The 14,210-nt window shown below is 70.2% G+C and carries 18 protein-coding genes; 6 read left to right on the top strand and 12 right to left on the bottom strand.

Translation table 11 applies throughout. The features are described 5' to 3' along the window. Nucleotides 1-1,366: type IV pilus assembly protein FimV (locus ACT80S_RS07440; RefSeq protein WP_377414538.1), on the top strand; the 1,366-nt coding region annotated here is incomplete at its 5' end. Nucleotides 1,367-1,420: 54 nt separating this feature from the next. On the opposite strand, the gene ACT80S_RS07435 is transcribed toward ACT80S_RS07440, so the two are convergent. Then, nucleotides 1,421-2,428, bottom strand: coding sequence for a D-2-hydroxyacid dehydrogenase family protein (locus tag ACT80S_RS07435; protein WP_377414535.1), 1,008 nt, complete (start codon nucleotides 2,426-2,428; stop codon nucleotides 1,421-1,423). A 135-nt stretch (nucleotides 2,429-2,563) separates the two neighbouring features. On the opposite strand from ACT80S_RS07435, the gene ACT80S_RS07430 reads away from it, so the two are divergent. Further along, a complete protein-coding gene (locus tag ACT80S_RS07430) occupies nucleotides 2,564-3,079 on the top strand; it encodes a DUF1993 domain-containing protein (protein ID WP_377414532.1) in 516 nt (171 codons plus the stop codon). Between the two features lie 16 nt (nucleotides 3,080-3,095). On the opposite strand, the gene ACT80S_RS07425 is transcribed toward ACT80S_RS07430, so the two are convergent. Beyond that, a complete protein-coding gene (locus ACT80S_RS07425) occupies nucleotides 3,096-3,356 on the bottom strand; it encodes a hypothetical protein (protein WP_377414529.1) in 261 nt (86 codons plus the stop codon). A 126-nt stretch (nucleotides 3,357-3,482) separates the two neighbouring features. Beyond that, nucleotides 3,483-4,157 carry a transcriptional repressor LexA gene (gene lexA, locus ACT80S_RS07420; RefSeq protein WP_377414526.1) on the bottom strand — a complete coding sequence of 225 codons (675 nt, stop codon included), beginning with the start codon at nucleotides 4,155-4,157 and terminating at the stop codon, nucleotides 3,483-3,485. A gap of 133 nt (nucleotides 4,158-4,290) precedes the next feature. Between lexA and ACT80S_RS07415 the strand changes: the two genes are divergently transcribed. Further along, the gene (locus tag ACT80S_RS07415) at nucleotides 4,291-5,259 is read left to right on the top strand and encodes an asparaginase (protein ID WP_377414523.1); all 969 of its coding nucleotides are present in this window, start codon (nucleotides 4,291-4,293) and stop codon (nucleotides 5,257-5,259) included. A 19-nt stretch (nucleotides 5,260-5,278) separates the two neighbouring features. On the opposite strand, the gene adk is transcribed toward ACT80S_RS07415, so the two are convergent. The 6 genes from adk to ACT80S_RS07385 all read right to left on the bottom strand — a co-directional run bounded on the left by adk (nucleotide 5,279) and on the right by ACT80S_RS07385 (nucleotide 9,074). After that, complete coding sequence (gene adk, locus ACT80S_RS07410) at nucleotides 5,279-5,935, bottom strand: adenylate kinase (protein WP_377414520.1); 657 nt, start codon at nucleotides 5,933-5,935, stop codon at nucleotides 5,279-5,281. 124 nt (nucleotides 5,936-6,059) lie between these two features. After that, the gene (gene kdsB, locus ACT80S_RS07405) at nucleotides 6,060-6,821 is read right to left on the bottom strand and encodes a 3-deoxy-manno-octulosonate cytidylyltransferase (RefSeq protein WP_377414561.1); all 762 of its coding nucleotides are present in this window, start codon (nucleotides 6,819-6,821) and stop codon (nucleotides 6,060-6,062) included. Nucleotides 6,822-6,826: 5 nt separating this feature from the next. After that, the gene (locus tag ACT80S_RS07400; RefSeq protein ID WP_377414518.1) at nucleotides 6,827-7,033 is read right to left on the bottom strand and encodes a Trm112 family protein; all 207 of its coding nucleotides are present in this window, start codon (nucleotides 7,031-7,033) and stop codon (nucleotides 6,827-6,829) included. Further along, entirely contained in the window at nucleotides 7,014-8,006 is a 993-nt protein-coding gene (lpxK, locus tag ACT80S_RS07395) for a tetraacyldisaccharide 4'-kinase (RefSeq protein WP_377414516.1), read from the bottom strand. Before lpxK ends, ACT80S_RS07400 begins: the two co-directional genes overlap by 20 nt. Continuing rightward, entirely contained in the window at nucleotides 8,003-8,434 is a 432-nt protein-coding gene (locus tag ACT80S_RS07390) for an ExbD/TolR family protein (RefSeq protein ID WP_377414514.1), read from the bottom strand. The genes lpxK and ACT80S_RS07390 overlap by 4 nt, the downstream gene beginning before the upstream one ends. A 13-nt stretch (nucleotides 8,435-8,447) precedes the next feature. Then, the gene (locus ACT80S_RS07385; RefSeq protein ID WP_377414512.1) at nucleotides 8,448-9,074 is read right to left on the bottom strand and encodes a MotA/TolQ/ExbB proton channel family protein; all 627 of its coding nucleotides are present in this window, start codon (nucleotides 9,072-9,074) and stop codon (nucleotides 8,448-8,450) included. A 333-nt stretch (nucleotides 9,075-9,407) separates the two neighbouring features. Here ACT80S_RS07385 and xseA point away from each other — a divergent pair, with 333 nt between their 5' ends. Together xseA and ACT80S_RS07375 are read left to right on the top strand one after the other, a co-directional pair. Continuing rightward, nucleotides 9,408-10,700: an exodeoxyribonuclease VII large subunit gene (gene xseA / locus ACT80S_RS07380; protein WP_377414509.1), complete on the top strand. Its 1,293-nt coding sequence runs from the start codon at nucleotides 9,408-9,410 to the stop codon at nucleotides 10,698-10,700. Between the two features lie 71 nt (nucleotides 10,701-10,771). Continuing rightward, complete coding sequence (locus tag ACT80S_RS07375) at nucleotides 10,772-11,353, top strand: superoxide dismutase (RefSeq protein WP_377414507.1); 582 nt, start codon at nucleotides 10,772-10,774, stop codon at nucleotides 11,351-11,353. 79 nt (nucleotides 11,354-11,432) lie between these two features. Here ACT80S_RS07375 and ACT80S_RS07370 read toward each other — a convergent pair whose 3' ends face one another. The 3 genes from ACT80S_RS07370 to ACT80S_RS07360 all read right to left on the bottom strand — a co-directional run bounded on the left by ACT80S_RS07370 (nucleotide 11,433) and on the right by ACT80S_RS07360 (nucleotide 12,431). Continuing rightward, nucleotides 11,433-11,873 carry a DUF192 domain-containing protein gene (locus ACT80S_RS07370; RefSeq protein WP_377414505.1) on the bottom strand — a complete coding sequence of 147 codons (441 nt, stop codon included), beginning with the start codon at nucleotides 11,871-11,873 and terminating at the stop codon, nucleotides 11,433-11,435. Between the two features lie 75 nt (nucleotides 11,874-11,948). Further along, nucleotides 11,949-12,170 (bottom strand): hypothetical protein, encoded by a 222-nt coding sequence (locus ACT80S_RS07365; RefSeq protein WP_377414503.1) that lies wholly within the window; start codon nucleotides 12,168-12,170, stop codon nucleotides 11,949-11,951. 138 nt (nucleotides 12,171-12,308) lie between these two features. Next, a complete protein-coding gene (locus tag ACT80S_RS07360) occupies nucleotides 12,309-12,431 on the bottom strand; it encodes a hypothetical protein (protein WP_377414501.1) in 123 nt (40 codons plus the stop codon). Between the two features lie 356 nt (nucleotides 12,432-12,787). Between ACT80S_RS07360 and icd the strand changes: the two genes are divergently transcribed. After that, nucleotides 12,788-14,050 (top strand): NADP-dependent isocitrate dehydrogenase, encoded by a 1,263-nt coding sequence (icd, locus tag ACT80S_RS07355; RefSeq protein ID WP_377414498.1) that lies wholly within the window; start codon nucleotides 12,788-12,790, stop codon nucleotides 14,048-14,050. Nucleotides 14,051-14,210 lie beyond the last annotated feature (160 nt).

Here is a 14,210-nt window from a genome sequence, read left to right as displayed (position 1 = left end):
CCCCGCGCCCGCGCCGGCCGCGGAAGCGCGTCCCCGCCTGAAGCTGGAGGCGGTGGAGGTGCGGCCGCGCCTGGCCGCGTCCGCCGCCGCGCGTCCCGCGGTCGGTGAGCCGGTGGCCAGCGCCGCCGCGCGCGCCGACGCCCAGGCGCAGGCTCTCAGCGCGGCCGCCGAGGAGCTGCAGCGCAATGCCGAGCGCATCCTCTCGATGGAGGCGGACCTGAAGGTCCTGCGCGAGGGCATGCTCAAGCGCGATGCCGCGCTGACCGACTTGCGCGACCGGCTGGAGAAGGCCGACCGCGAACGCTATGCCAACGGCCTGGTCTACACGCTCGGCGCCCTGCTGGCCGGGGCGCTGGGCCTGGCCCTGGTGCTGTGGCGCCGCGGCCGCAGCGCCGCCCAGGCCCAGTGGTGGGGCGAGTCCCACCAGCCCGAGACCCCGTCGCGCCCGGTGGAGGAGCGGCTCATCGAGGAGCCCCCGGCCGGCGCCGCCGCGCCGGCGGGCGCCAGTGTGGCGGTGGCTGCTGCCGCGTCACCTGACCCGGTGCCTGCGCCCGCGCCGGGGTCGACTGCGGACGCGGTCCCAGCCCCGGGAACGAGGGCGGCTGCCTTAGCTTCCCCGGGGCCGCTGTCCGCGCCCATGGGTCTCTCGGCGCGCCGCCCGGGCGGCGAGGCCGACGGCCTGCGCGTCAGCGACCCGCTGCCGCTGACCAGCGACGAGCTGAGCGACATCCAGCAGGAAGCCGATTTCTTCGTCTCGCTGGGCGAGTACGACCGCGCCATCGAGGTGCTGCGCAATCACATCGAGGCGCACCCGCAGGCCAGCCCGGTGGCCTGGCTGGACCTGCTGGAGATCCACCACAAGCTGGGCCGGCAGGAGGAGTACGAGCAGCTGCGCCGCGACTTCGAGTGGCTGTTCAACGCCAAGGCGCCGGCCTTCGCGAACTTCAGCGAGGACCAGCACGGCCTGGAGGTCTTCTCGCGCCTGATGGCGCGCATCCAGGAGGCCTGGCCGGGCCGCCGCGTGCTGCAGGTCATCGACGACGCCATCTTCCGCCGTCCGGGCGCTGACGGCGAGGAGAGCCTGACCCTGCAGGCCTACCGCGACCTGCTGTTCCTGCACAACGTGGCCTCAGAGATGGCCGCGGGGGATGGTGCGCCGGTCCTGCCGTCCGCCAGCAACAGCGTCGTGGCGGTCGATGTGGACCTCGACGAACTCGCCGGCCAGGGCCCGGAGACCCAGCCGGCGCCGATGATGGTCGTGCCCTCGATGCCCGAGGTCACGCGGGGGAACGAGAACTCGCTGGACTTCGACTTCGAGTCGGCCGAGTTCAAACTGCCGCCCGCGCAGCGTCCGCCGGCGAGCTGACGGCGCGCCGCGGGCCCGTCACGGGCCCCGGCTGCCGCTCCTGTGGCGGAGGCCTCAGCGGCGGACCTGCAGGGCCGCCGGGTTCACCACGTGGGTCGGCGTTCCCTGGATGAAGTTGACGACGTTGTCGAACGCCGCGCCGAAGTACATCTCGTAGGTTTCCTGCTCCACGTAGCCGATGTGGGGCGTGCAGATGCAGTTCTCCAGGCGCAGCAGAGCGTGGCCCTGCAGGATCGGCTCGCTTTCGAACACATCGACCGCGGCCATGCCGGGACGTCCGCGGTTCAGCGCGGCGATCAGCGCGTCGTGCTCGACCAGCTCGGCCCGTGAGGTGTTGACGAACAGCGCGGTCGGCTTCATGCGGCTGAGGTCTTCCAGTCGCACGATGCCGGTGGTCTCGTCGTTCAGCCGCAGGTGTACGCTGACCACGTCGCATTCGGAGAAGAAGGCGTCGCGACTGGGCGCGACGAAGTAGCCGTCGGCCGTGGCCAGCTCGCGCGAGGCCTCGCGTCCCCAGATCACCACCTTCATGCCGAAGGCCTTGCCGTAGGCCGCCACCAGCTGGCCGATACGGCCGTAGCCCCAGATGCCCAGGGTCTTGCCCCGCAGCACCTGGCCGACGCCGAAGTTGGGCGGCATCGAGGCCGATTTCATGCCGGACTGCTGCCACGCGCCGTGCTTGAGCGTGCTGATGTACTGCGGGAGGCGGCGCATGGCCGCCATGATCAGGGCCCAGGTGAGCTCGGCCGGGGCCACCGGCGAGCCGACGCCCTCGGTCACGACGATGCCGCGCTCGGTGCAGGCCTGCACGTCGATGTGCGCGCCGACACGGCCGGTCTGGGCGATGAGCTTGAGGCGGGGGAGCTTTTCCAGCAATTGGCGGCTGATCTGGGTGCGTTCCCGGATCAGGACGATCGCATCGGCATCACGCAGGCGGACGGACAGCTGGCCGATTCCCTTGACGGTGTTGGTGTAGACCTTGGCGGGAAAGGGCTCGAGCTTGCTGGCGCATTGGAGCTTGCGCACCGCATCCTGGTAATCGTCGAGGATCACAATGTTCATGGCACCGGATTGTGCCTTGCCGCAACCAGGCGCTCCGGGTCGCCGGTGATGGGCCCGCAGGCCGGGTAGCATCGCGCGGTCCGCGGCGCGCGCCGCCGGACGGCCCGACCCGACCCATCCCATCGAGGAGACCCCGTGAGCATTTCCATGTCGTCCGCCAGCCTGCCCGTGTTCCAGAAGATGCTGGGCAACCTGAAACACATCCTGGACAAGGCGGTGGCCAACGCCCAGGCCCGCAAGTTCGACCCGCAGGTGCTGGTGGCCTATCGCCTGGCCCCGGACATGCTGCCGTTCTCGCGGCAGATCCTGATCGCCTGCGATGCGGCCAAACTCGGCGTGGCGCGCATCAGCGGCCTGGAGGCGCCGAAGTTCGAGGACACCGAGAGCACCTTCGACGAGCTGCGCGCCCGCATCGACCGCACGCTGGCCTGGCTGGCCACCGTGCCGCCCCAGGCCCTGGACGGCACCGAGGCCAAGGAGATCACCTTCCCGGTGGGCCGCCAGGGCGCCACCCGCACGATGAAGGCCGAGGACTACCTCAAGCTCTGGGTGCTGCCCAACATGTACTTCCACATCACGACCGCTTACGCGATCCTGCGCCACAACGGCGTGGACCTGGGCAAGTCCGACTATCTCAACGGCGCCGCCTGACGCCGGCGGGCGCGGCTCAGTGCCGGGCCTCGAGGGCAGCCAGGCGGTCCAGCTCGGCGCAGACCTCGTCGATGCGGCCGGCGATCACGCGGCCGCGGGCGGCGCGGCTCTCGCGGGCGTTGACCACATGGACCACGTGCACGCTGCGGCCAGCGGGGCCCTGCGCAGGGCACAGCACCTGCGGCTCACGGCGCGGCGCCGGGCCGCCCGCCAGCCACTCGACCATGGCCTGGACGGGCTGGAACAGTTCAACGATGAGGGGAAGGGCCAGTGCCATGTGAAGCTCCTTGATACGACGAGGTGTGACACACAGGCAGGATTGCGAGGGAAAGGAACGGCACAGGGTGATGGCTCCACGCCATACGCCCGCCACCTGGGCCGCTCCGGGATGGGATCGCTGGGGTTACATCAGCATGGTGTTGCGGATCAGCCCCACGGCCAGGCCCTCGATCTCGAAGGGCTCGCCGGGCTCCACGATGATCGTGGCGTAGTCGGGGTTCTCCGCATGCAGCTCGATGAGGTGCTTGTTGCGGCGGAAGCGCTTGACGGTGACGTCGTCGCCCAGGCGGGCGACGATGATCTGGCCGTTCTTGGCGTCCTTGGTGGCCTGCACCGCGAGCAGGTCGCCGTCCATGATGCCGGCGTCGCGCATGGACATGCCACGCACCTTCAGCAGGTAGTCGGGCTTGCGCTGGAAGAGGCTGCTCTCGACGTAGTAGGTCTGGTCCACATGCTCCTGCGCCAGAATGGGCGAGCCGGCGGCGACGCGGCCGACCAGGGGCAGGGCGAGCTGGGCCAGGCTCTGCAGCGGCAGCGAGAACTGCTTGACGCGCGACTCGTTGATGGAGCGCAGCGCTTCGCCCCGCAGGCGGATGCCGCGGGAGGTGCCGCTGACCAGCTCGATCACGCCCTTGCGTGCCAGCGCCTGCAGGTGCTCCTCGGCCGCGTTGGCGGACTTGAAACCGAGCTCGGACGCGATCTCGGCGCGCGTGGGCGGCGCGCCCGTGCGGGCGATGGCGCTCTGGATCAGGTCCAGAATCTGCTGCTGGCGGGCCGTGAGCTTGGGCGTGTCGATCATGAGGAGCCTCCTCGGAAACCGTGAAGAACCAATCGAGACAGTGGCCGACCCTGTGTTGCAGGTACTGTGCGGATAACCAACTGTTTCGATATCCAGTACCTGTATTTTTAACCAGCTTTGCAAGGAAGCGCAAGTGCCTCCCCAAAAAATCGTTGTGCTGGGCACCGGCGGCACCATCGCCGGCACCGCCTCCAGGCCCGGTGACCACACTGGCTACACCGCGGCGCAGCTCGGCGTCGCGCAGCTGCTGCAGGCGCTGCCGTCGCTCGAGGGCGTCGCGCTGGAGGCCGAGCAAGTGGCCCAGGTGGACAGCAAGGACATGGACTTCGCCACCTGGCAGCGGCTGGCTGCGCGCTGTGCCCACTGGCTGGCCCAGCCCGGCGTGCAGGGCGTGGTGGTGACCCACGGCACGGACACGCTGGAGGAGACGGCCTGGTTCCTGCAGCGGGTGCTGTCGCCCGCCAAGCCGCTGGTGCTGGCCTGCGCGATGCGGCCCGCCAACGCGTTGTCACCCGACGGTCCGCAGAACCTGGCGGATGCGCTCGCGGTGGCACGGACGCCTGGCGCGCGCGGCGTGGTGGCGGTGTGCGCCGGGCGCATCCATGGGCCGATGGAGGTGGCGAAGGTCCATCCCTACCGCCTCGATGCCTTCGACTCGGGCGAGGCGGGGCCGCTGGGACTGGTGGAGGAGGGCGCGGTGCGCCTCCTGCGTGACTGGCCGGCGGCCGGTGACCCGCAGGCGCCGGCGCGTGCACGGGCGGTGGCCGGCACTGACCCGGCACGGTGGCCGCGGGTGGAGATCGTCCTGAACCACGCCGGTGCGGACGGCCGCCTCGTGGAGGCCCTGCGCACCCAGGGGATCGACGGGCTGGTGGTGGCCGGCACCGGCAACGGGACGGTGTCGGGCGGGCTGGAGCAGGCCCTGCTCGACGCGCAGGCCCACGGGGTGGCCGTGGTGCGTTCGACGCGCTGCGCCCTGGGACGGGTGGTCGGTGCCGCGGAGAAGCCGTTGCCACAGGCTTCGACGGTCACGCCGGTCAAGGCGCGCGTATCCCTGCTGCTGGACCTGATGGTCGCCCGCGTCCCGCAGGGCGACACCTGAGGCGCGCCGGCCGGGCGCCTCAGCTGGCCAGGGCGGTCAGTGCGCGGGAAGTGATCTCGTCGACGTTGCCCATGCCGCTGATGGCGCGGTACTTGGGCGCGGTGGCCGGGTCGGTCTTGGCCCAGGTGGCGTAGTAGTCCACCAGCGGGCGCGTCTGCGAGGCATAGACCTCCAGGCGCTTCTTGACGGTTTCTTCCTTGTCGTCGTCGCGCTGCACCAGCGGCTCGCCGGTGACGTCGTCCTTGCCTTCGGTCTTGGGCGGGTTGAACTTCACGTGGTAGGTGCGGCCCGAGGCCGGGTGCGAGCGGCGGCCGCTCATGCGCTCGATGATGGCGTCGAAGGGCACGTCGATCTCGAGGACGTAGTCCAGCTTCACGCCGGCTTCGCGCATGGCCTCGGCCTGCGGGATGGTGCGGGGGAAGCCGTCGAACAGGAAGCCCTTTGCGCAGTCGGGCTGGGTCAGGCGCTCCTGGACCAGGCCGATGATGATCTCGTCGCTCACCAGTCCGCCGGCGTCCATGACCTTCTTGGCCGCCAGGCCCAGGGGCGTGCCGGCCTTCACGGCAGCGCGCAGCATGTCACCGGTGGAAATCTGCGGGATGCCGTACTTCTGGCAGATGAACGCGGCCTGCGTGCCTTTGCCGGCGCCGGGCGCGCCCAACAGGATGAGTCTCATGGTGTCTCCGGAGTCAATGAATACGGCGGGCCGGGGCGAAGCGGTGTCGCCCCCCGGCCAAGTCGCGGCGAGGATAGCATGCGACCCCTCCGCGTCCCTTACGCGGCTGAGTGGCGCAGCCGGGTTACCTGGCGGGTTGGAACAGGGCCCGCACGCGTGCGAGGTCCTCGGGCGTGTCCACGCCCGGGCCCGGCGCGGCGTCCGTCACGTGCACCGCGATGCGGTGCCCGTGCCACAGGGCTCGCAGCTGTTCCAGCGCCTCGAGCTGTTCGACTGGCGCCTGGGGAAGTTTGGGGAATTCGCGCAGGAAGCCGACGCGATAGCCGTAGATGCCCACATGCCGCAGCGGCCGCGGCTGCGGCAGCCCGGGCTCGCCGGCGCTGGAGCCGTCGCGCCACCAGGGGATGGGGGCGCGGCTGAAGTACAGGGCGATCCCGCGGGCGTCGGTGACGACCTTGACCACGTTCGGGTTGCGCAGGTCGTCGACCGAGTCGATGGGATGGGCCGCGGTGCTCATCGCGGCGTCGCCATGCCGCTGCAGCAGGCCGGCGACGGCGTCAATCAGCGCCGGCTCGATCAGGGGCTCGTCGCCCTGCACGTTGACCACGAGGGCGTCGTCGGCCAGGGCCAGGCGCTCGCAGGCCTCGGCCAGGCGGTCGCTGCCCGAGGGGTGGTCGATGCGGGTCATGACGGCGCGCACCCCATGCGCCTCGCAGGCGCGGGCGATGGCCTCGGTGTCGGTGGCCACGACCACCTGCTGCGCGCCGGAATGGCTGGCGCGCTCGGCCACGCGCACCACCATGGGCTTGCCGGCGATGTCGGCCAGGGGCTTGTCGGGCAGGCGGGAGGAGGCCAGCCGCGCCGGGATGAGGACGGTGAAGGGCAGGGCCATCAGACCTGGGGCGCGCGCGGGGGCAGGCGTTCGAGTTCTTCGTCGGACAGGGTGCGGGCCTCCTCCTCGAGCAGCACGGGGATGCCGTCGCGGATCGGGTAGGCCAAGCGCGCGCTGCGCGAGATCAGTTCCTGGCGCTCGCGGTCGAGGTCCAGCGGGCCCTTGGTCACGGGACAGACCAGGAGCTCAAGCAGTTTGGGATCCATCGGGCGATGATAGCGCCCGGTCCGTGAGGGCATCGAAGGCGCTCCAGAAGGCCGGCTCGATCGCCACCGAGAGCGGTACGGCCCAGGCCTCGGGCTGGTGCCGCCACAGCTTGACCGCGTCCTTCTCGGTGCAGACCACTGCCATGCCGGGCGGCACCGCCGGCGGCGCCGCGTCGAAGTCGTGGTGGTCGGGCAGGGACAGGGTGGCGGCGGGGGACACGCCGGCGGCGCGCAGCATCGAGAAGAACGCCTCGGGCCGTGCGATCCCGGCCAGGGCCAGCACCGGCTCGCGCGCCAGTTCGGCGAGCGGGCGACGCGTGCCGTCGGCGCGCAGGGCCTGGGTGTCGAGGCGGCGCTCGACCCCGTAGCCCTCGATGCCGGCCGTGCCCGGCGGACGCAGGACCAGGTCGACCCGGCGGGGCCACGGCTCGCGCAGCGGCCCTGCCGGCAGCAGCCAGCCGTTGCCGGTACCGCGGTCGTCGAACACGCAGACGCCGAGGTCGCGGGCCAGCGCGTGGTGCTGCAGGCCGTCGTCGCTCACGAGCACCTGAACGCGCGGGTGGGCCGCGAGCAGCGCGCGGCCGGCGTCGGCCCGGCGCGGCGCGACGAACACCGGCACGCGGCAGCGGCGCGCGAGCAGCAGGGGCTCGTCCCCCGCGTCGGCGGGCTCGGTGGCGGAAGTGACCTCGCGGCAGTCGTGGCCGCGGCGGCCGTAGCCGCGCGAGATGATCCCGGGCTGCAGCCCGCGCGCCTTGAGGTGTTCGACGATCGCCGCGACCACGGGCGTCTTGCCCGCGCCGCCGGCCACCACGTTGCCGACCACGATCACCGGCACCGGCAGGCGCTCGGCGCGCCGCAGCCCCAGCGCATACAGGCCCCGGTGCACGCCGGCCAGCCCGCCGTACAGCCAGGCCAGCGGCCGCAGGCTCCACGCCAACGGGCCGCGGCGCAGCCAGGCCGCCTGCAGGCTCACCGCGCGGTACCGGCCTGGGCCGAGGACTGCGCGGCGAAGGTGATCTGGGCCAGGCCGCTGCGCCGCGCGGCCTCGAGCACGGTGATCACGGACTGGTGCGGCGACGAGGCGTCGGCGCTGATGATGATCACGCTGTCCTTGCCCGCGCGGGCCGACTCCACCAGCGCCGCGGCCACCGCCTCGACGCTGCGGCCGTTCACCAGGTTGCGGTTGATCGAGTAGCGGCCGTCGGCGCCGATGGCGACGATGACCTCCTTGGGGTAGTCACGCTGCGCCGGCGCGTCGGCCACGGGCAGCCGCAGCTGCAGCTCGGTGAACTTGCTGTAGGTGGTGGACAGCATCAGGAAGATCAGCACCACCAGCAGCACGTCGATGAAGGGGATCAGGTTGATCTCCGGCTCTTCGGCCTTGCGCGGACGGAAGTTCATCGGCGCACCGCCTTCACTTGCGCAGCGTCAGCAGGTGCCGCAGCAGCCGCTCCGAGGCCAGCTCCAGGCCCAGGAGGTACTCGTCGACCCGGGCGCGGAAGTAGCGCCAGAAGATCAGCGCGGGGATCGCGATGATCAGGCCGAAGGCGGTGTTGTACAGGGCGATCGAGATCCCGTGCGCGAGCTGCGCCGGGTTGCCGCCGGTGCCGCCGCCGGGCGCCTGCGAGCCGAAGATCTCGATCATGCCGATCACGGTACCCAGCAGGCCCAGCAGGGGGGCGGCGGAGGCGATCGTGGCCAGCGCGCTGAGGGAGCGCTCCAGGCGGTGCGCGACGGCGCGGCCGGTGGTCTCCATGGCGCTGCGCAGGTCCACCTCGGTGCACCGGGGGTTGGCGCCCAGGGCGCGCAGGCCGCTGGCCAGCACCTCGCCCAGGGCCGAGTTCTGCTCCAGCTGCGTCACCACGTCCGGCGACGGGACGGCGTGGCGGGCGACGGCCAGGGCTTCCTCCAGCAGCTTCGGGGGGGCGACCTTGGCCCGCTTGAGGCTGAGGAATCGCTCGATGATCAGCGCCAGGGCCAGGATGGAGCAGGCGATCAGGGGCCAGATGGGCCAACCGGCGGCTTGTATGATCGAAAACAAGGGGAGGGTCTCCGGCGCAGTTGTCGGGGCAGTTCGGTGGCCATTATCGGGCACCTCTTCCCGCTCGTAGGACCTCACCGCCTGGGCGTCGGAAGATTCTCACATTTCTTGTGGATAACTTTGTGCGCAAGTGCGGCCCCATGGGCTCCAAACCCGCGCCAATTGGAGCTTGTGACAGAACGGTCACAAATTCAGCAGAAAAATCATGTTTGAAATCAATCACTTGCGACGAAAAACCGTGATTTCTCGTGCCCCGTTCGCCATGCCTGCCTACCGGTCGCTCGCTGTGGACGACTTTTCTCTGCATGGGCCCGCCACGGCGCGCCGATCCTGATGCCTGACGCCAACAATCCAGCAACGACGCGGCGGATCTGGCAAGTCGGCCCGCTATGCCGCGCCGTTGCTGATGCCCTGGACGCGCGCTTCAATCCTGTCGCGGTCCGCGGCGAGATTTCGGGCTTCTCGCGCCCGGCCAGCGGGCATTGCTACTTCACGCTCAAGGACCCGACCGGCCAGATCCGCTGCGCCATGTTCCGCCGCGCCGCCAGCGGGCTGGATTTCAGCCCGCGTGATGGTGACAGCGTGGAGGTCATGGGCCGGCTCGACGTCTACGACGCGCGCGGCGACCTGCAGCTGATCGTCGAGTCGTTGCGCCGCGCGGGCCAGGGCACGCTGTTCGAGCAGTTCCTGCGCCTGAAGGCTCGGCTCGAGGCCGAGGGCCTGTTCGACCCGGACCGCAAGCGCGAGCTGCCGGTGATGCCGCGCGGCATCGGCCTGGTCACCTCGCTGGGCGCCGCGGCGCTGCACGACGTGGCTACGGCGCTGCGCCGGCGCGCGCCCCATGTGCCGGTGCTGCTGGCGCCCGCGGCAGTGCAGGGCGCGCAGGCGCCGGGCGAGCTGGTGGCGGCCCTGGAGGCGCTTTACGCGCGGGCCCGGGCCGGCGAGGTCGACGTGATCCTGCTGGTCCGCGGCGGCGGCTCCCTCGAGGACCTCTGGTCATTCAACGACGAGCAGCTCGCTCGCACCATCGTCGCCAGCCCGGTGCCGCTGGTGTGCGGGGTCGGCCACGAGACCGACTTCACCATTGCCGACTTCTGCGCCGACCTGCGCGCGCCCACGCCGACGGCGGCGGCCGAGCTCGTGGCGCAGCCGCGCGACGCCTGGCTCGGCGCGCTGTCGCTGGTCCAGGATCGCCTGTCCACGGCGACGCTGCGCCGGCTCGATGCCGCTTCGCAGCGGCTGGACACCGCGGCGTCGCGCCTGGGCCGGCCCTCGGGCCGTGTGGCCGGCCAGCACCAGCAACTCGAGCGGCAGGCCCAGCGGCTGCGGTATGCCGTGGCGGCGCGGGTGGCCCGCCTGGGGGCGGGGCTCGACGCGCAAGCCGGCGCCTTGCAGCGCTCGGTGCCGCGGCAGCTGTCGGTGCAGGGCCAGCGGCTGGAGCGCGCCGCGCTGCGGCTGGCCGGTGTCGACCCGCGCCAGGTGCTGCAACGGGGCTACGCGCTGCTCACGCGCGAGGACGGCACCGTCCTCATGCACGCGGCCGACGCCCGGCCGGGCGACTGGCTGCAGGCCCGGCTCGCGGACGGCACGCTCGATGTCACCGTGTCCCAGCCCCGATTGATTTAATGCCTAGAATCCCGGCTGGTCCGACGCCATCCCCGGAATCCGTACAACTGAACAACCCCAAGAGGATCACCATGGAACACACCCTCCCGCCGCTGCCGTACGCCATCGACGCCCTGGCCCCGCACTACTCGCAGGAGACGCTCGAGTACCACCACGGCAAGCACCACAACGCCTATGTCGTGAACCTGAACAACCTGCAGAAGGGCACCGAGTTCGAGTCCATGACCCTCGAGGAGATCGTCAAGAAGTCCTCCGGCGGCATCTACAACAACGCGGCCCAGATCTGGAACCACACCTTCTTCTGGAACTGCATGAAGCCCAATGGCGGCGGTGAGCCCACCGGCGCGCTGGGCGCGGCCATCACCTCGAAGTGGGGCAGCTACGCCGCCTTCCGCGAGGCCTTCGTGAAGTCCGCCGTCGGCAACTTCGGCTCCGGCTGGACCTGGCTGGTCAAGAAGGCCGATGGCAGCGTGGACATCGTGAACACCGGCGCCGCCGGCACGCCCCTGACCACCGCCGACAAGGCCCTGCTGACCGTGGACGTCTGGGAGCACGCCTACTACATCGACTACCGCAACCTGCGCCCGAAGTTCGTCGAGACCTTCCTCGACAAGCTGGTCAACTGGGAATTCGCGCAGAAGAATTTCGCCTGAAGTTCCCGCGCATGACGCAAGGGCCGCATCGAGCGGCCCTTTTTCATTGGCGCGGCGCCCGCTGCCGGGGCCGGCTGCCTCACTTGCCGAACGGCTCGCCGGCCAGCCTGGCGCCGGCCTTCAGGCCCTTGCGCGCGAACCAGCCCTGGTTCATCTCGAGCACGTAGCGCACCGGCCGGGCGGAGCAGTGCGAGTCGGTGGTCTGGGGCGCCATGTCGGCCAGGTTGACGATGGTGCCGTCGTCGGCGACGAAGGCCGCGGTGAGCGGGATCAGCGTGTTCATCATCCAGAAGCACTGCGTCCCGGGCTGGTCGAACACGAACAGCATCCCCTCGTGCTGGGGCATCTCGCGGCGCCACATCAGGCCGGTCTGGCGCTCGCCCGGGGTGGCGGCGACCTGGGCATCGATCTGGTGCATGCCGGCCGAGAGCCGGGTGCGTGGCAGGTTCGTCTGAGGGGTCTGGGCGGAGGCGGCGAAGGCCGCAAGGCCCAGGAGGGCGATCAGCAGGCGGTGGGTCATGGGCGGGATTCTGCGTCAACCGGGCCCAAGAAAAATGCCCGCGCGGGGCGGGCATCTCTCGGGGGCGGGCCTGGATCAGGCGGCGCTGGCCTTCTTGGACTTCTTGGCCTTCTTGGTGGACTTCTTGGCCTTCTTCTCGGCCTTGGCTTCCGGCTTGGCTTCTGCCTTGGCGGCGGGAGCGGCGGCGGCGGCAGGGGCAGCGGGAGCAGCCGGGGCGGCGGGAGCCGCGGGGGCGGCCTGGGCGAAGGCGCCGGCGGCGAAGAAGGCGGCAACCAGGGAGGCGATCAGCTTGTTCATGGAAATCCTAGGTGACAGGGTGAGGCGTGTCCCGGCGGTGCCGGGTGTTCTCGCAACGGAGCGGCTGAGCCGGGCGTTGACAGCGGCGCAAATAAAAAAAGCCCGCCTAGGGCGGGCTTTTCATTCGCGCAAGCCGAATTACTTCTTGGCGGAAGCGGCGGAAGCGGCGGGCTTGGCAGCGGAAGCGCCGGCGGCCGGGGCGGAAGCGAACACGGAAGCGGCGAACACGGTGGCGGCCAGGGCGGCGAAGATCTTCTTCATGGTGATTCCTTTTGGACTAGTTCAAAGGGTTGTCTAACAAAAAATTGCCTCGCGGACAGGCCGTGAGGCTCTCCTCTAACGCGGCAGTTAACCGGCCGTTGACAGAAAAACGCAGAAATTCAAAAAACTTTTTGGCCCCGCGGCGGCCCCCCCGCGGCCCTGAAAAAAGATGGATGCCAAGGTGCCAAATTCGAGGGTTATCACCGACGCCATGCGGGCTACATGACGGTTCCTGCGGGCCCGCAGGCGGTGCGAACCGCCGGGGGCCGTGGCTAGAATGCCCCGGCGCACCGGCTGCGGCGGGTGCCCCCGGTCGCGCCCCAGGGCGCTCCTTTTCTCCACGAACGCCCCCATCCATGTATCAGCACATCCAGGTGCCGGCCCAAGGCCAGAAGATCACGGTCAACGCCGACAACTCCCTCAACGTGCCGGACGAGCCCATCATCCCGTACATCGAGGGTGATGGCACCGGCCGCGACATCACGCCGGTGATGCTGAAGGTGGTGGATGCCGCCGTGGCCAAGGCCTATCGCGGCAAGCGCCGGATCCACTGGATGGAGGTGTATGCCGGCGAGAAGTCGACCCGCCTGTACGGGCCCGATGTCTGGCTGCCCGAGGAAACCCTGCAGGCCGTGCGGGAGTACGTGGTGTCCATCAAGGGGCCGCTGACCACGCCGGTCGGCGGCGGCATCCGCTCGCTGAACGTGACCCTGCGACAGGAACTCGACCTGTATGTCTGCCTGCGCCCGGTGCAGTATTTCAAGGGCGTGCCCTCGCCGCTGAAGGAGCCGGAGAAGACCAACATGGTCATCTTCCGCGAGAACTCCGAGGACATCTACGCGGGCATCGAGTACGAGGCCCGGTCGGAGAAGGCGCAGAAGCTCATTCGCTTCCTGGTCGAGGAAATGGGCGTGCGCAAGATCCGTTTCCCGGAGACTTCCGGCATCGGTGTCAAGCCGGTGTCGATCGAGGGCACGGAACGCCTGGTGCGCAAGGCGATCCAGTACGCGATCGACAACGACAAGCCTAGCGTGACCCTGGTTCACAAGGGCAACATCATGAAGTTCACCGAGGGCGGCTTCCGGGACTGGGGCTACGCCCTGGCCCAGCGCGAGTTCGGCGCCGAGCTGATCGATGGCGGCCCGTGGTGCCGCCTGAAGAACCCGAAGACCGGCAAGGACATCGTGATCAAGGACTCGATCACCGATGCCTTCCTGCAGCAGATCCTGCTGCGCCCGGTGGAGTACAGCGTGGTGGCCACGCTCAACCTCAACGGCGACTACATCTCCGACGCCCTGGCCGCCCAGGTCGGCGGCATCGGCATCGCGCCCGGGGCGAACATGAGCGACTCGGTGGCGATGTTCGAGGCGACCCATGGCACCGCCCCCAAGTACGCGGGCAAGGACTACGTCAACCCCGGCTCCGAGATCCTCTCGGCCGAGATGATGCTGCGCCATATGGGCTGGACCGAGGCGGCGGACCTGATCATCCGCTCGCTCGAGGCGGCGATCCAGACCAAGCGGGTGACCTACGATTTCGCCCGCCTCATGGAGGGCGCGATCCAGGTCAGCTGCTCGGGCTTCGGCCAGGTGATGATCGAGCAGATGGCCGAGCTCTGAGCCCGGTGGCCCGGACGAGGCAAAGCCGCCCCGGCGGGGGCGGCTTTTTTCATCGGGCCGGCGCTGTCAGCCTGCGTCGTTGGCGTGGGCCTGGAACTGCGGCGTGCGCACCCGTGAGGCACGGGCGGGCGCGTGGGGCCGGGGCGCCTCCAGAGGGGGC

It is taken from the genome of Ramlibacter sp. MAHUQ-53, from assembly GCF_052600055.1.
This window is presented reverse-complemented; position numbering and strand designations above follow the sequence as displayed.

What these genes read in the sequence shown, in the direction of transcription:
- ACT80S_RS07435 (WP_377414535.1), bottom strand. Translation starts at nt 2,428, where the DNA reads ATGAACATTGTGATCCTCGACGATTACCAGGATGCGGTGCGCAAGCTC.
- ACT80S_RS07425 (WP_377414529.1), bottom strand. Translation starts at nt 3,356, where the DNA reads ATGGCACTGGCCCTTCCCCTCATCGTTGAACTGTTCCAGCCCGTCCAG.
- lexA (WP_377414526.1), bottom strand. Translation starts at nt 4,157, where the DNA reads ATGATCGACACGCCCAAGCTCACGGCCCGCCAGCAGCAGATTCTGGAC.
- adk (WP_377414520.1), bottom strand. Translation starts at nt 5,935, where the DNA reads ATGAGACTCATCCTGTTGGGCGCGCCCGGCGCCGGCAAAGGCACGCAG.
- ACT80S_RS07400 (WP_377414518.1), bottom strand. Translation starts at nt 7,033, where the DNA reads ATGGATCCCAAACTGCTTGAGCTCCTGGTCTGTCCCGTGACCAAGGGC.
- ACT80S_RS07390 (WP_377414514.1), bottom strand. Translation starts at nt 8,434, where the DNA reads ATGAACTTCCGTCCGCGCAAGGCCGAAGAGCCGGAGATCAACCTGATC.
- xseA (WP_377414509.1), top strand. Translation starts at nt 9,408, where the DNA reads ATGCCTGACGCCAACAATCCAGCAACGACGCGGCGGATCTGGCAAGTC.
- ACT80S_RS07375 (WP_377414507.1), top strand. Translation starts at nt 10,772, where the DNA reads ATGGAACACACCCTCCCGCCGCTGCCGTACGCCATCGACGCCCTGGCC.
- ACT80S_RS07370 (WP_377414505.1), bottom strand. Translation starts at nt 11,873, where the DNA reads ATGACCCACCGCCTGCTGATCGCCCTCCTGGGCCTTGCGGCCTTCGCC.
- ACT80S_RS07365 (WP_377414503.1), bottom strand. Translation starts at nt 12,170, where the DNA reads ATGAACAAGCTGATCGCCTCCCTGGTTGCCGCCTTCTTCGCCGCCGGC.
- ACT80S_RS07360 (WP_377414501.1), bottom strand. Translation starts at nt 12,431, where the DNA reads ATGAAGAAGATCTTCGCCGCCCTGGCCGCCACCGTGTTCGCCGCTTCC.
- icd (WP_377414498.1), top strand. Translation starts at nt 12,788, where the DNA reads ATGTATCAGCACATCCAGGTGCCGGCCCAAGGCCAGAAGATCACGGTC.